General features: G+C 45.8%; 14 protein-coding genes. 8 read left to right on the forward strand and 6 right to left on the reverse strand.

The window, feature by feature from the left end; all coding sequences use genetic code 11:
- Positions 1 to 61 precede the first annotated feature (61 nt).
- Entirely contained in the window at positions 62 to 1153 is a 1092-nt protein-coding gene (locus ABJF92_RS08940) for a polyamine ABC transporter substrate-binding protein (protein WP_446815444.1), read from the reverse strand.
- Positions 1154 to 1197: 44 nt separating this feature from the next.
- The gene (locus ABJF92_RS08945) at positions 1198 to 2532 is read right to left on the reverse strand and encodes a glutamine synthetase family protein (RefSeq protein WP_446815445.1); all 1335 of its coding nucleotides are present in this window, start codon (positions 2530 to 2532) and stop codon (positions 1198 to 1200) included.
- 210 nt (positions 2533 to 2742) lie between these two features.
- Here ABJF92_RS08945 and ABJF92_RS08950 point away from each other — a divergent pair, with 210 nt between their 5' ends.
- Positions 2743 to 3453: a GntR family transcriptional regulator gene (locus ABJF92_RS08950; RefSeq protein WP_446815446.1), complete on the forward strand. Its 711-nt coding sequence runs from the start codon at positions 2743 to 2745 to the stop codon at positions 3451 to 3453.
- A gap of 128 nt (positions 3454 to 3581) precedes the next feature.
- Entirely contained in the window at positions 3582 to 4400 is an 819-nt protein-coding gene (locus tag ABJF92_RS08955; RefSeq protein WP_446815447.1) for a response regulator transcription factor, read from the forward strand.
- 62 nt (positions 4401 to 4462) lie between these two features.
- Here ABJF92_RS08955 and ABJF92_RS08960 read toward each other — a convergent pair whose 3' ends face one another.
- The 3 genes from ABJF92_RS08960 to ABJF92_RS08970 all read right to left on the reverse strand — a co-directional run bounded on the left by ABJF92_RS08960 (position 4463) and on the right by ABJF92_RS08970 (position 8449).
- Complete coding sequence (locus tag ABJF92_RS08960) at positions 4463 to 5758, reverse strand: NAD(P)/FAD-dependent oxidoreductase (protein WP_446815448.1); 1296 nt, start codon at positions 5756 to 5758, stop codon at positions 4463 to 4465.
- A gap of 190 nt (positions 5759 to 5948) precedes the next feature.
- A complete protein-coding gene (locus tag ABJF92_RS08965) occupies positions 5949 to 7436 on the reverse strand; it encodes an aldehyde dehydrogenase (protein ID WP_446815449.1) in 1488 nt (495 codons plus the stop codon).
- 101 nt (positions 7437 to 7537) lie between these two features.
- A complete protein-coding gene (locus tag ABJF92_RS08970) occupies positions 7538 to 8449 on the reverse strand; it encodes a LysR family transcriptional regulator (RefSeq protein ID WP_446815450.1) in 912 nt (303 codons plus the stop codon).
- Between the two features lie 111 nt (positions 8450 to 8560).
- Between ABJF92_RS08970 and aguB the strand changes: the two genes are divergently transcribed.
- The 4 genes from aguB to ABJF92_RS08990 all read left to right on the forward strand — a co-directional run bounded on the left by aguB (position 8561) and on the right by ABJF92_RS08990 (position 12231).
- The gene (gene aguB, locus ABJF92_RS08975) at positions 8561 to 9448 is read left to right on the forward strand and encodes an N-carbamoylputrescine amidase (RefSeq protein ID WP_445975828.1); all 888 of its coding nucleotides are present in this window, start codon (positions 8561 to 8563) and stop codon (positions 9446 to 9448) included.
- A gap of 64 nt (positions 9449 to 9512) precedes the next feature.
- Positions 9513 to 10616, forward strand: a complete 1104-nt coding sequence (gene aguA / locus ABJF92_RS08980) for an agmatine deiminase (protein ID WP_446815451.1) — start codon at positions 9513 to 9515, stop codon at positions 10614 to 10616.
- Between the two features lie 131 nt (positions 10617 to 10747).
- Positions 10748 to 11278 carry a menaquinone-dependent protoporphyrinogen IX dehydrogenase gene (gene hemG / locus ABJF92_RS08985; RefSeq protein WP_446815452.1) on the forward strand — a complete coding sequence of 177 codons (531 nt, stop codon included), beginning with the start codon at positions 10748 to 10750 and terminating at the stop codon, positions 11276 to 11278.
- A gap of 74 nt (positions 11279 to 11352) precedes the next feature.
- Positions 11353 to 12231, forward strand: a complete 879-nt coding sequence (locus ABJF92_RS08990; protein ID WP_446815453.1) for an alpha/beta fold hydrolase — start codon at positions 11353 to 11355, stop codon at positions 12229 to 12231.
- 210 nt (positions 12232 to 12441) lie between these two features.
- Here ABJF92_RS08990 and ABJF92_RS08995 read toward each other — a convergent pair whose 3' ends face one another.
- Positions 12442 to 13068 carry an HAD family hydrolase gene (locus tag ABJF92_RS08995; protein ID WP_446815454.1) on the reverse strand — a complete coding sequence of 209 codons (627 nt, stop codon included), beginning with the start codon at positions 13066 to 13068 and terminating at the stop codon, positions 12442 to 12444.
- Positions 13069 to 13358: 290 nt separating this feature from the next.
- On the opposite strand from ABJF92_RS08995, the gene ABJF92_RS09000 reads away from it, so the two are divergent.
- Entirely contained in the window at positions 13359 to 14387 is a 1029-nt protein-coding gene (locus ABJF92_RS09000) for a TAXI family TRAP transporter solute-binding subunit (RefSeq protein ID WP_446815455.1), read from the forward strand.
- A gap of 106 nt (positions 14388 to 14493) precedes the next feature.
- Positions 14494 to 16629, forward strand: coding sequence for a TRAP transporter permease (locus ABJF92_RS09005; RefSeq protein WP_446815456.1), 2136 nt, complete (start codon positions 14494 to 14496; stop codon positions 16627 to 16629).
- The last annotated feature ends 16 nt before the right edge of the window (positions 16630 to 16645 follow it).

Below are 16645 nucleotides of genomic sequence, written 5' to 3' on the forward strand. Positions count from 1 at the left end.
GTTTAAAATAACCAAGGGCAAATGAGCAACCCTTCAGGATTTCTCCCGAAGGGCCTTGTCATTAACGACCAGTTTTGATGTTTGACCAAGCACGTGTTAGCGAGCGATCAAATCGCTTAGTATGTGCGACCTGAATAAAGAGTTTATCCTTCACCGCTTGAGTTGGATAAATACCTTTATTTTCAACGACTTCAGCATCGAGCAAAGGCTCAGCAGCGGTATTTGGTACTGCGTAGAAAACATAATTAGATAAGCCTGCCGCAATGTCTGCGCGCAAGATGTAATCTATGTATTTCATGGCGGCATCTGCGTGTGGGGCATCCTTTGGAATCGCCATCACATCAAACCACACCAAAGCACCTTCTTTTGGAATCACGTAGCCAACATTTACACCCTGACCGGCTTCAGCAGCGCGATCCTGTGCCTGAAGAATGTCGCCGTTATAGCCCAATGCCACACAAATTTCGCCATTCGCTAGGTCAGAAATATATTGGCTTGAATGAAAATATTTGTAGTAAGGACGCGCTTCAGAAAGCATTTTCGCACTGGCGTTCAAGACATCCGTTTTTTCTGAATTAGGGTCTTCACCCAAATAATTATTCGCAGTGGCCATCACCTCAGCCGGTGAATCCAATACTGCAATACCACAATCCGCCAGTTTCGCGGCTATTTCAGGTTTAAACAACATATCTAGAGAGTTGATCTCCACATCACCCAAACGCTCCTTTACCAAATCTACGTTATAGCCAATGCCCACAGTACCCCAAGCGTATGGAATGTTATGTTTATTGCCCGCATCATGTTTAGCCAATTGATCCGCTAATTGCGTATCTAAGTTAGCAATATTGGTTAGCTTAGATTTATCAATCTCTTGATAAATGCCTGCTTGTACCTGACGCTCAAAGAAAGAGTTAGAAGGCATAACTAGATCGTAGCCTGAACCACCGGCCATCAACTTAGCTTCAAGCACTTCGTTACTGTCGTAGACATCATAGTTAACCTTGATGCCAGTCTCTTTTTCAAAGTTCGCGATGGCATCTGGCGCGACATAGTCAGACCAGTTGTAAATATTCAGCACCTTGTCTTCTGCCACTGCTGCGCCAGACACCAGCAAAGAACACATCACAGATAACAGTTTTTTATTCAATTGCATTATTAATTCTCCAGATAAATAAAAATTTAGATAACCAAAACACGCTATAAATAGGCTTCGTATTCCACATCAGAAATACGACTGTAGATCCTTTCTTGTTCCTGCTCTTTGACAGCATTCAGCACTCGTACAAAAGACTCACCGAAACACTCCTGCATAAAGGCACTTTCCTTAAACACTTTAGTGGCATATTCCCAACGATTAGGCAAAATAGGGAAGTCATCACTTACTGCATAAGCGTCGCCTTCAATCGGTGCGGTCGGCTCAAGCTGTCGCTCGATGCCATCTAGTGCCGCCCCAAGTACTGCCGCTAATACTAAATAAGGGTTAGCATCCGCTCCCGCCACACGGTGCTCGATTCGACGAGCCACAGTTGGGCTTTCAGGTATGCGCACCGCGACGGTACGGTTTTCATATCCCCAGCTTGCGAACGTCGGTGCATGAGCACCATTCTGAAAGCGACGATAAGAATTAAGGTGCGGCGCAAAAATCAGCATGCTGTCGGCCATGTTGTCGAGCAGACCCGCCACCGCGTGTTTCAATAACGGCGTTCCTTCTTCGCCACCATCGTCAAACACATTCACACCGTCTTTATCGAGCAAGCTAAAATGTACATGGAAGCCATTACCGCTTTTTTGTGCATAAGGTTTGGCCATAAAGGTAGCGCCGTATTCATAGTTACGTGCCACGCCTTTCACCAAACGCTTAAACATATTGGCGTGATCTGCGGCCAACAAAGCGTCATCTACATGCTTCATGTTGATTTCGAACTGCCCAGGGCCGAGTTCAGAAATAATCGTATCTGCTGGAATACCCTGAACTTCACACGCCGCTCTTACATCCGCAAAGAAATTAGATAAACCGTCCATTTCTTCAATGGAATAACAATCAGTATCGGTTAAACGACGTCCATTGCCTTCTGTCATTAAAGGTTCTTGCGGACGTTGTTTGGCTTCTGACTCGCCATCTAACAAGTAAAATTCGAGTTCCGTTGCAACAACAGGGGTGTAGCCAAGGGCTTTAAAGCGCTCCACCACACTGGCCAACAACTGGCGCGGGTCTGGGTAGAAAGCACTGCCATCTGGGTTGTACATCATGGCTAGGATTTGATCTCGTGGGGTTTCGGACCACGGCACAGGGATAGGTGTGGCGTGGACAGGCATGCAGATACCATCACTGTCACCGGTTTCAAAAACCAAACCATTTTCTACAACATCATCACCCCAGTGATCAAAACCGATCACGGATTGTGGAAGCTTAACGCCATCGCGCATGACGCCTTTGAGCCCCGATGCGGGAATGCGTTTACCGCGCAGATTACCATTCAAGTCCGTTATAAACAGATCGAACTCTTTGTCACCCATTACCTGTCCTGGCATAACCTGCTCTCTCTTTATATGCATTGCTGTTTAGGTTGTTAAGCAAACAATATAATTCTTTACTTTGTGATCACAACTTAAAGAATTATATTGTTGTAATGTTTTTATATCACTCTATGATCAGACTACGATCTTTGGTAAACCGATCCGAACTTTGTATTGAATTAGATTGAATCTTTATACAATAAAAAACTCGAAAAGGATAAGTAATTGAGTAAGCCTGCTCCTTTAAACATAACATTAACCGACCGAAATGACGGTGTAACTATCACCGAGTGGGTATATGAGGTTTTAAGACACGCTGTCATGTGTGGTCAGATCTTACCGGGGCGCAGTTTATCGCTTCGGGAGTTGGCAAAAATTTTAGGGGTGAGCCCGATGCCGGTTCGTGAAGCCATCAAAAGATTGTGTGCGGAACGGGCGTTAGAAGTGAAAGAAAATCGACGTATCATTGTGCCAACCATGAGTGCTATGAAATTCCAAGAATTATGTGAAACACGCATAGCGCTTGAGTCTCATGCCGCTATTAGGGCGCTCCCTTACATAAATGGCACCATTTTAGAGCAACTAGAATCCCTCGATAAAAACATAGATCAGGCCATGAAACTCCAGCAGTTTGAAGCAACCATTACCTACAACCAAGCCTTCCATCGCTTACTCTATACGGCTAACCCGCACCAAATTGGTATGCCTTTAATTGAAAGTTTATGGTTACAGCTTGGCCCTTTTCTACGCCTTTCAAATGAAAAAGTACGGGAACATTACGTCATTGATCGCCATCAAGAAGCCCTAAAAGCGATAAAAAATCAGGACGCTGTCGCCCTGCAAATTGCCATCGCGGCGGACATTCGTGAAGGCTTTGCCTTTATTGGCACATCGGAACTTTTGCATGAATTTATTCAGCAATCTGCGCAAAAATAATTTGTATAAAAAATAAAAAATATTTTTTATACATCATTAACCACTCATTTTTGTGATCACAATATTTACTATTTACTCATTATCCCTTATGGTAGAAATTTACTGATAACCCTTTAAGAGGCTTTTCCATGTTGCCAAGCAAACCCACTCATGACGGAATTTCTTCCGACACATTGAAGGAGCTGGCAGTCCTGGTGAATCACCTACGTGTACCGAGCTTTCCAACGGTTTTAGAGACTTTTTTGGCGCGGCTTTGTCACTTCGATACCCTCATCATAGTGACCTATAAAAAATCCTTTAAGCCCATCATTATTCACCCTAAAGACAAGTCTGCTCACAGCCCTACTCTCAATCTCTATTTGAACTCTGCCTATCTGTTAGACCCTTTATTTAACAGCATTCAGCAAGGCATGACCTGTGGCATTAGTCGTCTCATTGACCTTGCCCCAGACTCGTTTAAAGACACTGAGTATTATCAAACCTGTTATCGAAAATTTGATTTGGTGGATGAAATAAATCTAATCATCCCGCTAGACGGTGAAACCACTTGCGCCATTTCATTGGGTAGAAAAAGCCAGATGGGGTCAATTAAGCGGGTTGAAATGAACAAGCTAAAAGAAGTCTTCCCGCTGATAGAGTCCTTGTTCCAGCAGTTTTGGTTGTCTCAATCTAGAGGCTATTTGGATTATCAGCCCTCTATGGGGCCAATCAAGCATGCTCTTAAAACCTTTGCCAGTGGCGTACTCACGCAAAGAGAACAAGAAGTGCTTGGTTTGATTCTTCGTGGCCATTCATCGAAAGCGGTAGCCGATAGCCTTGGTATCAGTGCAGGAACGGTTAAAGTTCATAGAAAAAACATCCATGCCCGCCTCGACACATCCACCCAATCGGAGATTTTTACCCTGTTTCTGGATCACTTAGAATCTCTCGATCAAAACAAACCTTAGCTCTGACCAATAAAAAAGCCGCTCTATCAGAGCGGCTTTAGGGTGAGTAAAACTAAATTCAATTAGATACCTAGTTTGTCTCTAAGGGCATAGTAAGCCGCTCCCACAGCCGTGTAGGGCACACGCAATGCACGCCCACCAGGGAATGGATATTGAGGTAAACCAGCAAAGACATCAAAGCGTTTGGTATCCCCTTGGATAGCTTCTGCCAATACTTTACCTAGTAAGTGGGTACTGGTTACCCCATGGCCACTGTAACCTTGAGAGTAATAAACATTAGCACCAATACGTCCCACTTGCGGCAAACGCATCAGTGTTAACAGGAAGTTTCCTGTCCACGCATGATCAATTTTTACGTCTTTGAGCATAGGGAAAGTTTTAAGCATTTTTGGCACAATCAAAGCTTCGACTTTCTCAGGCTCACGAGCACCATAGGTCGTACCGCCACCATACAATAAGCGACCATCACCCGATAAACGGAAATAGTCCAATAGGTAGTTACAATCTTCCACACAGACATCATTGGGTATAATCGCCTTCTGCATTGCTTCACTTAAAGGCTCTGTGGCAATGATCTGTGTACCACAAGGCATGGAGTTTTTCTCTACCTCTGGAATAATGCCAGTGATATAAGCGTTGCCCGCTACGATCACGTGCTTGGCTTTCACGGAACCTTTTGCTGTGGTTACCGTGGCAAGCTCGCCTTCAATCTTAGCTTCTTGAACCTTTGTCACTGGGCTGGCTTCGTATATCACGCCGCCTAAAGATTCAAAGGCAGCCGCTTCTCCCAACACCAAATTTAAGGGGTGTACATGACCATTTAAACCGTCTAATAGACCGCCCACGTAACGGTCGGTACCTATGTGTTTTTGAATGTCATCTGCGTTTAATAACTCTAGTTGGTCGTTGCCATGGGCTTCCCATAGGGCTTTTTTTGCTTTCAATTCTTCGAATTGCTTGGCATTGCAAGCGGCAAAGATACCGCCTTGTTTTAAATCACAAGAAATTTGGTATTTGGACACTTGCTGACGAATCACCGCTTGCCCTTCAAAGGCCATGGCCGCCATCTGCTCACCCACTTGTTCGCCATAGTGGCGTTTGATGAAATCGATGTCTCGGCTGTAGCTGTTTACCAACTGACCGCCATTACGACCCGAAGCACCAAAACCAATCCGGCTTGCTTCAACAACAATGACCTTATAGCCGGCTTCCGCCAGATGTAAAGCAGAAGAAATGCCGGTAAATCCTGCTCCTACGATACAAACATCACAGCTATGCTCACCGCTTAGCTCAGGGCGGAGCACAGTGTCGTTTGCAGACGCTGCATAATAGGAATTAGTATGAGTAGGAATTGACATAAACAACCTCATCAATCACACCTAATGAAAGGTGCTTGTGGCCATAATAAAAAAGGCAAGCCTCGGGTTTGCCCAGCACTTCGAACACCACTTTGTATTCAGAGCGCCATTCTAAAAATTCCCCCCTATCAAGGGATATACCCTTAAGGGGGTAGAACGGCATTTTTATCAAACAGTTACTCGGTAGTTTTTATAAACGTATCCAAACGTTCTTCAATTCTGTGTACTTTTCCATGGCGTGCAAAGATTTATCACGACCATTACCAGAAGCTTTCACCCCACCAAACGGCACAGTGGTATCTCCATCGCCCCAAGTGTTCACCCATACCATGCCGCTTTCTAAACGGCGGCTAACTCGGTGCGCACGGGACAAGTTACTGGTCCAAATAGCAGCACCTAAGCCGTACTGGGAGTCATTTGCTAAGGCAATGGCCTGTTCTTCCGTATCAAAGGTAGATACAGCAAGTACTGGACCAAATATTTCCTCACGGACAAACTCCATACGATTCTCGGCATCGACGAAAATCGTCGGTTCGACAAAAAATCCCTGCCCAGCCTGATAACTAGGCGCTCCCCCTAACACTAAACGGGCGCCCTCTTGTTTGGCACTGTTTACAAAACGACTCATGGTATCCATTTGGTTTTTATCCACCAGTGGTCCCATATTGGTATTTGGGTCCAACGGATTGCCCGGCACATATTTCTTAGCGGCTTTTAGAAGCGCTTCCATGAAGACGTCTTTAATACTGCTTTGTACATACAAACGCGAACAAGCAATACAGACTTCTCCTTGGTTGGTAAATATTGCAGCGGCGGCACCTTGAGCCGCTTTTTCTATGTCTTCGTAGTCATCAAAAACTAAGCAAGGGGATTTACCGCCGGCTTCAATCCACACTCGTTTTAAATTGGATTGTCCTGAGTATTGCATCAGCATGCCTGCCACCCTTGTCGAGCCAGTGAACGCCAGTACTTGCACATCGTTATGCAGTGCTAATGCCTTACCTGCCGTATGACCAAATCCTGGTAAGACATTGAACACGCCATCCGGCATGCCCGCTTGGGTCGCTAACTCAGCTAAGCGCAGCACACTCAAAGGCGACTTTTCAGAAGGCTTGAGAATGACGCTATTACCCGCCGCTAAAGCTGGCATAATTTTCCAAGAGGCCATCATTAGGGGGTAATTCCACGGGGTAATGGCCGCTACTACACCAATTGGCTCGTGGCTTATCAAGGCTAAATTTGGCCCGCCCGTTGGGGCGATTTCGCCATAAAGCTTATCGATGCCCTCTGCTGTCCAACGCATACAATCAATGGAATCTGGCACATCAATGGTCAGCATTTCAGAAATGGACTTGCCCATATCTAAGGTATCCAGCACGGCAAACTCATCTTGGTGCTGGCTGACTAAATCGGCCCATTTCAGCATGATGTTTTTGCGATCACGGGGGGCCATTTGCGACCAAACCCCAGACTTAAAGGCTTTTTTCGCGGCACTCACAGCAACGTCCACATCCGCCGCATCTGTACTGGCAACTTTCGCCAAACATTGCTCTGTTGTCGGGTTCACACAATCGAAGGTTTCACCGCTCAGCGCAGGTACAAATTGTCCATTAATGTAGGCGTTGTTGGGTATTGTCACAGTGTCAGCGAGCTGCTGCCATTGATCGTAGGTTTTCATAGAAACTCCCTTGGGCTCAGCCCTTCTTTAAATTCTATCTAACTGACATCCACGCTATTAAAAAACCATGAAAATAGCCATATCCCCTAAGGGGTAGCCGCTTAAACACTGACCTTATGAGCGGGGCGACAATCGAGGATTTGCTGTATCAACCATTGCACACTTTCTTGGCTATCGTACAGTTGGTGGGAAAATAAACTCAGTGATAAATCTGGAAAGCCCTCAGGCAGCGCCAACATTTTAACCGGCAACATGGTCACCAGCTTTTCAGCGATATTGCGGGGCACACACATGAGATAATCGGATTTCGCTGTCACCATGCCACCGATAGCGTAACTCTGCACTATCATGGCGATTTGTCGTGATTGATGTCGCTCTAACAACCAAGCATCAATCAAATCGGCCCCCGAATTGGCCAAGGGCAAGTGAATTTGTGAGGTACGGACAAAACGCTGAAAATCTAGTGTATCGGGCAATGGACTGGATTCGCGCACTATGGCCACATAGCTATCTGTCAACCAATGATGTCGTTGGTAATAGCGAGGAATGGAATGCACGTCATCCACCCCTACAAATAAGTCTAATCGACCTTCCTCTATTTTATCGATCCGCAGATTCTCCGGCAGTATTTCAATACCGATGCGGATATTCGGCGCCTCGTGCTGAAAACGCTCCGCCAACTTGGGTAAGGCGAAGAATTCAAAGTAATCAATGGCGCCAATGTAAAAGGTTTTAGCCTCTTTTTTCGGATCAAAAGGCTTAATTCGATTAAACGCTATTTCTAAAGTACTAAGACCTTTGCGTAAATCGGGCACTAACGCTTGGGCTGTAGGCGTAGGCTCCATGCCGGTTTTGGTTTTGACAAATAAAGGGTCATCAAATCTTAACCTTAGCTTCGCTAGGATATGGCTTGCGGCAGATTGACTCATGTGCAAAGATTTTGCTGCTCGAGACAAACTGCGCTCTTTATCCAACACCACCAGTAATCGCAGTTGACTGATATCAATGTCCATAGGTTATTCGCTTTTCTCATACTGAAAACGGAATTTAACATTTCCATAATAACCTAATTCGCGTTACAACTAGCAAATCACCAACAAATTGACCTTAATGAGGCCTTTACTGTGAAAAAAGTCACCGTTGCTGCGACCCAAATGGCCTGCACTTGGAACCTAGAAGAAAACCTAGACAAGGCAGAAACTCTCGTTCGACAAGCCGCTGAACAAGGCGCGCAAATTATCTTGTTGCAAGAGCTGTTTGAAGCCCCCTATTTCTGTATCGAAATCAGTGAGTCTTACCATGCTATGGCGACCACACTGGAAGAAAATGGCGCTTTTAAACGCTTCTCTGCCTTGGCAAAAGAGCTAGAGGTTGTATTGCCGTTTAGTTGGTTCGAAAAAGCGGGCAACGTGCGTTATAACTCTGTAGCCATCATTGATGCGGACGGCAGTTTGCTGGGCACTTATCGTAAAACCCACATTCCAGACAGTGACGGCTATTTAGAAAAATACTACTTCAGCCCTGGGGACACAGGGTTCAAGGTTTTCCAAACGCGTTACGCGAAAATTGGTGTGGGCATTTGTTGGGACCAATGGTTCCCAGAAACCGCTCGTAGCATGGCCTTACAAGGCGCTGAGTTGTTGTTCTTCCCAACGGCTATTGGTAGCGAGCCAAGCCAGCCAGAGTTGGATAGCCAACCTCATTGGGAAACTGTCATGCGTGGTCATGCGGCGGCGAATCAGATTCCAGTAATTGCTTCTAACCGTATTGGTACTGAGCAAGCGCAATTCCGAGATTTGTCCCTAACCTTTTTCGGCAACTCATTCATTGCTGACAGCACAGGTCAATTAGTGGCCAAAGCGGATCGTACTAGCCAAGGCGTATTGGTGCATGAATTTGATCTAGCGGACATTGCTTTCCAACGTCAGGCTTGGGGCTTATACCGTGATCGTCGTCCTAGCTTATATGATCCAATCATGACTCTAGACGGCAAAACTCCCGCTCGTTCTTAAAACCATTAGCCCAGTTATGCTGGGCTAATCTTATGACTTCAACGCTTTCACAGAGGATTACAGTGTGACGACCCAATTGAGCACTACCCCTAAACGTGATGCCTTTCGCATGCCCGGTGAACATGAGCCACAAGAACAGGTGTGGATGGCTTGGCCGGTGCGTGAAGACAATTGGCGCGAACAAGGCATTCCTGCGCAAAATGAGTTTGTCGCTGTCGCAAAAGCCATTGCACAAACAACACCGATAACCTTTATCGTTGGCCCTGAACACATCAAGCAGGCTCGTCACGCTATACCAGATCACATCCGAGTATTGGAGATTTCATCAAACGATAGTTGGATGCGTGATATCGGCGCCACCTATGTGGTGAATGATAAGGGGCTACGCCGTGGGGTGAGTTGGCAGTTTAACGCTTGGGGCGGAGAACTCGATGGTCTTTATGATAACTGGGAGCTGGATAACGAAGTGGCTAGCCACATGACAGCCATCACTGACGATAGCTGTTATCACGCACCACTTATCCTAGAAGGTGGTTCGATCCATGTGGATGGTGAAGGCACTCTGTACACCACAGAAGAATGCTTATTACACCCAAGTCGCAACCCGAACCTTAGCAAAGCTCAGATAGAAGACCTACTTAAAGAATATTTGAATGTCAGCACAATCATCTGGCTAAAGAACGGCTTATATAACGATGAGACTAACGGTCATATTGATAATATTTTACATGTGATTCGACCCGGTGTGGTGGCGTTAACCTATTGTGAAGACCCTAGTGATCCACAATTTGAGATTTCCCAACAAGCCTATGATGTGCTGCAAAACAGTCAGGATGCCCAAGGCCGCCAACTTGAGATCATAAAATTACCTATGCCTGGGCCGCTTTTTGTGCAGCCAGATGAAGCGCAAAGTGTGCAGGCCAGTGAATTTATGGATCGACAGGCAGGGGAACGTTTAGCGGCCTCCTATGCGAACTTCTTAATCACCAATCAAAATGTGATTGTACCCTTGCTAGATTCAAGCACAGATTCCCAAGCATTGGCTATTTTACAAGAGGCGTTTGTGGACTATAAAGTGATTGGTGTGCCGACCCGTAACATATTGCTGGGCGGTGGTAATATTCACTGTATTACCCAACAAGTTCCGCAAAAAATCTCCCAAATCTAACCCCGCTAATCCGCCTCACACATATGAGCCTCTTGGCTCTATGTGTGAGGTAAGCTTTACATGTTCCCTTTGAGTGTTTATAACAGGGCTGTTTTTTATCCCTATCATGAGGCAGTTTTACTGATACTTGTATGACACGCACACTTATTATTTATTCCACCACTGATGGTCATACTCTAAAAATCAGTCAAACCTTGGTCGAACACCTAACCCAAGCCTTGCAAGATGTGACTCTGATGCCCATTGAAGAGGTTAGTTCAGCAACCCTGCAAGCGTTTGACTGCATCGTCATTGGTGCCAGTATTCGCTATGGTAAACATCAGGCCGTGGTGGCAGATTTGATCAAGGCAAATAAAGCCTTGTTGGAATCGAAACAGACAGTTTTCTATACCGTTAACTTGGTCGCTCGAAAAAGCGAAAAAAACCAACCAGACACCAACCCTTACATTATTAAATTCCTACAGGAATTGGCTTGGCAACCTAGTTTGCAAGGGGTGTTTGCAGGGCGTTTAAATTACCCTAAATACGGTTTGATTGATCGCCACATGATACGTTTCATTATGTGGATGACGAAAGGCCCGACCGATCTTAACTCCGACACTGAATTTACCGATTGGCAAAGTGTGAAAAACTTTGCCAATGCCATCCACGAGCTTGTGTAAAGCCTCAAAGAATCTGGGAACTTTGCACAGCAGCAGCAGTCATAAGATCATTCCTTGTATAGAGACGTTTTCTAATGATGAAGTTGCTATTGCTGAGCTTTCTGGCCCTAGTATTGTCCGCCTGTGGCCGCCCTGATGAGCTAAAACAAAACACAGCGATCACCGAACATGTGAACAATACGCCAGGATTGATCGAACACCATTATGTCGACAGCATAGACGGTACACATAAGCTGCATTACGTCAGTAATAAACGCCAAGCAGAGCCACGCCCTGTACTGGTGTTTATTCATGGCACCCCAGGCAGTTGGTCTTCTTTCTCTCGCTACTTTTTAGACCCAGAACTCAACCAAAAATATCGTCTTATTTCTATTGATAGACCAAGTTGGGGAGAGTCTGGCTATAGCGGCCAAATTTTACCCACGCATTTACAGTTGCAATCCAATGAAATTGGCCCGCTTCTCAAGCACATCTGGAATCAGAGCGGTGAGCAAAAAATCTACTTGATTGGTCACTCGCTGGGGGCTTCTTTAGCGCCCTTGTTAGCAGTGGATTACGCTAAAATCGTCGCTGGCACCATCATGTTAGCAGGCGATGTCAGCCCTAAATTTGCCGCACCACGCTGGTATAACACCCTGCTTGATTGGCTACCCAATGCACTGGTGTCGCAAAAATGGCAACATTCAAATGATGAAGTACTGCAACTCTCTGCCAGCCTAAAAGACATTCGCTCTAAATTCATGCAATTGAACAGCCCATTGATCATACTGCAAGGCAAACAAGATACTCTGGTAGAGCCTGCCAATGCTGAGGTAGCTCAGACGCTCTTTAAGAATAATCATACGGAGGTAGTATGGTTAGAAGAGGCAGGTCACATCATTCACATGACCCATATGAACAAAGTAAAAGACGCCATTGAAAAAATCGTGACGTTATCGGCAAAGACTGAATGAGGGCTTCGAGCTAAACAATATTGACTTAGCCATCTGACACTTACCTTTGGCAAAATATGGCCAAACTGGGAAGTTCAGATACGCCAGAATTCCTTTCGACTCACCCTTCCAACGAGACACGAATTGAGTCATTAGGGGCAAGCATGCCCCAACCTTTGGCCGTTTATCAAAGCCTCAAGGCGAATAGCCTACCTCGTTGCTATTAATCAACTAAGGCTTATCAGCCAACACCTGATAAGCCTCTAATACCTCTCTGGCTTGGCTCACACCTTTTACCCTGTGAGCCTTCATGCCAAGCGCTATGGCAGCATCCACATTCACCTGATTATCATCAATGAAGACAATACACTCTGGTGCTACTTGTAGCTTGTCTAACACATGTTGATAAATGGCTGGCTCAGGTTTGACCTCGCCAATTAAGTGAGAAGCAAAATAGCTATGGAAGTGACCCGCTAATCCCATTTCGCCCATGATACGAGGCCAATGAGCCGCATTGGTATTGGATAAAATGGCTCTATGGTATTGAGGCTTAATGGCATCCACTAATGCTAATGCACCATCGAATAGCCCTAAAGGCCAAGCTTTGAAGGCTTTTTTAAAGGTGTCTTTGTCCGACTGACTGCCCGCCTCTGCGGGTAAACGCTGAGCGAATTCATCAAAAGAAATACGTCCGGTATCAAATGCCGCCACGGAAGGAGAGTTCAGCCATTTCAGCCAGACCTCTGCCTCTTCCCCTTGGGTGTTAAGCATGGCGTGCATTTCTTCGATACCACCAAGGTCCACCAACACATTTCCTAAATCGAATAACACCACGCTGATCTGCGAATCTACTTGCATTGTTTTCCTCTGGTCCCTTAGCGCCCTATCGGCAAATTATTGCTCATTTAAAAACCGTCTTCCTCTAAATAACCCAATAGAGGTCTAGATTTGCTAGCTTACATCATGAGCTATTTTTTGCCGATAGCATTTTTCCCACTATCAGCAATAAACCGCCCATAGACATGCTTATTTCTTGCAATATCTTTTGTTTTTATAAAAAACTTATATTAATCAATATCTTAATATTTTGGCACGATTTTCGCTATTTAGGTTTGTGAATCAAAAACCCTCTAACGGAGAAAAATAATATGAAATTGGGATTTGTCAGCAAAACTATTCTTACCACTGCTACCGCAGCAGCCATCGCACTATCTGCCACTCAAGCCAGTGCAGCAGATAACCGCAATTACATTCTAGCGACAGCTTCTACTGGTGGTACTTATTACCCAGTAGGGGTAGCCATTGCAACGTTGAGTAAAGTGAAATTAGAGCCAAAATTTGGTCTTTCACTGTCTGCGATCAGCTCAGCAGGGTCTGGTGAAAACATCAAACTATTGCGTGAAAACCAAGCGCAACTTGCTATTTTGCAAGGTTTGTACGGTGCTTGGGCATGGAACGGCGAAGGCCCTCTAGAAAGTTCTGGTAAGCAAACCGAACTACGTTCTATCTCTATGCTTTGGCAAAATGTTGAGCACTTTGTGTTAAAAACTGACCTGGCTAAAACGGGTACAGTTGAAGATTTAAAAGACATCGAAGGCACTAACCACAAGTTCTCTATCGGTAAAAAGAACTCTGGTACTGAAGGCTCAGGCCGTCAGTTACTTAAAGGTCTTGGCGTACAAACCGATGACTTCACTCTCGCTTACATGGGCTATGGTGCCAGTGCAGATGCCATGCAAAACGGTAACATCGATGGCATGAACACGCCTGCAGGTGTACCTGTGAGTGCCGTTACGCGCCTATACGCTTCTATGGGGGATAAAGTACAAGTACTGGACTTCACTGATGAGCAAATGAAAGCGGCTAACGGTAACTACAAGCTATGGACTCGCTATGTGATTCCTGCAAACACTTACCCAGGCCAAACTAAGCCGATCAACACGGTTGCTCAGCCTAACTTCCTAGCGTCACGTGCCGACCTTTCTGAAGAAGATGTATACCAATTAACCAAATCTATTTATGAGAACCTTAGTTACTTAAGTGCGATCCATAAAGCGACAGCGGTTATGTCTTTAGAAAAAGCGATTTCAGGCTTGCCTGTACCATTGCACCCAGGTGCTGCTCGCTACTATCGTGAGCAAGGTGTGACAATTCCTGCGCACTTGATTGCAGAATAATATCCTCTCGTTCTTTGCATTAGAACGAACCAATACAGGCACCGTCATTCCTCGGTGTCTGTATTTTGCTATAACTCTCTACTGTTCAACGTAAGGTAGCTGTTTTATGACTGCTTCATCCCCAGCAACGCCTGCTGAAGATAACGATATTAATCTTGAAGAATTTGAGACTAAACATCGCTCCAGCCCAATGCTAAATCGTATCGTTTTTGCCCTTTCCATCTTTTTGGCGGTTGCCCATATTTACATCAACACCATAGGCACGCTGCCTGAATTATGGGTCTCAGCCTTCCATTTCGCAGGCTTCGGTACATTATGTGCACTCCTTATTCCTGCTCACCCCAAATGGCGTGATAGTAAGCTGGCGATTATTATGGATGGCGTCATTGTAGCGGCCTTAATCGCTATGGTGCTGTACATTGTTTTCTTTGAAGACGCTCTCTACGCTCGAGGGGTTACTTTTAATACTGGCGATTGGATAGTATCCAGTGTCGCGGTATTACTAGCCTTAGAACTGATCCGCCGTACTAGTGGTTGGTTTATTCCTTTCTTGATCGTTGTGGCGCTGACTTATGTTGTCCTTTGGGGCAGCTGGCTTGGGGGCGCATTCGCCTTCCCAGGCTTAAGTGTCGAAACCTTACTTTACCGCAGCTTTTTTAGTACTGACGGTATGTTTGGCTCCATCTCGCGAATTTCATGGAGCTTCGTCTTCATGTTCATTCTATTTGGCGCCTTCTTAGTAAAATCTGGCGCGGGTGACTTCATCATCGCCCTGTCTCGATCTCTAGCCAGCAAAATGATTGGTGGCCCGGGCTTTGTGGCTGTTTTAGGTTCTGGCCTAATGGGTTCAGTATCTGGCTCTTCGGTCGCCAACACGGTATCTACTGGCGTAATCACCATTCCTTTGATGCGTAAAGCGGGCTTCCCTGCACGTTTTGCGGCGGGTATTGAAGCCGCGGCTTCTACAGGTGGTCAGTTAATGCCTCCGGTAATGGGGGCTGGTGCCTTCATCATGGCTTCCTACACACAGGTTTCGTACGTGACTATTATCAGTGTGGCTGCGATTCCAGCCCTACTTTACTTTCTATCTGTTGGCTTCTTTGTTCGTGTTGAAGCCAAACGCAGTAAAGTAATTGCGACCGAAGAGGATAGCATCGCCGTTTCCCAAGTTTTTAAAGAGGGTTGGCACCATATTATTCCTTTAGGTGTTCTCGTGGCGCTGCTGATTCAAGGGTTCACTCCTACCTACGCGGCAGGTTTAAGCATCATTGCGGTGATCGTTTCTTCTTGGTTATCAAAAGGCCATCGCATGGGTCCATTGGCGATCCTAGATGCCATGGTGCAAGGGGCGAAAAACATGTCCACAACTGCGGTACTCTTGATCGGTATCGGTTTGGTCGTCAATGTAATCAGTACCACTGGTGTGGGTAATACCTTCTCTCTTTTAATTACCGATTGGGCGGGCGGTAGCTTATTCTTCACCATTATTTTAGTGGCGATTGCTTCTTTAGTATTGGGGATGGGCTTACCTGTTACAGCTTCCTACATTGTTTTGGGAACCTTGTCGGCACCCGCAATTTTCAACTTAATTGCAGAAAGCCAACTGATCGAAATGATGGCGGCTGGCAATCTACCTGAAGCAGCCAGTGCGGTCTTTATGCTGGTTGATCCTGCTGCCATAGGTGCCTTAGCACAAGGTATGTCCAGTGCCGATGCCGCGGCTTTGTTAGCACAAGTGCCTGCAGACTTTAAAGGCATGTTGATGGATCAAGCTCTAGGCGCTCAAAGCGTTGCCATGATCCTAGTGACAGCCCATATGATCATTTTCTGGCTATCTCAAGACAGTAACGTGACACCGCCAGTATGTTTAACCGCGTTTGCGGCCGCTGCCATTGCCAAAACGCCGCCGATGCGAACCGGTATGATGGCGTGGAAACTAGCAAAAGGTCTATATATAGTGCCCTTGCTTATGGCTTATACACCACTGATCGGTGGCGATGCAGAAACCCTGCTAAGGCTGACCATTTTTGCCATCTTCGGTATGTATGCTCTCGTGGCTGCAATGGAAGGCTACCTTGAGAATAAGCTAAACATTCTGTCTCGTCTGGCAATGGTAATCGCTTCTGGCTTGATGCTATGGCCAGGGCTAGATCTATGGATACAAGCCATAGGCTTGGCTATGTTCCTAGCCCAATTTATGATCGGCAACCGTTCATACAAGAGCGAATTGAACCAAGCATAAAATAGCGACATCTCAG

The organism is Marinomonas sp. (assembly GCF_039940335.1).
Classification (GTDB): Bacteria; Pseudomonadota; Gammaproteobacteria; order Pseudomonadales; family Marinomonadaceae; genus Marinomonas.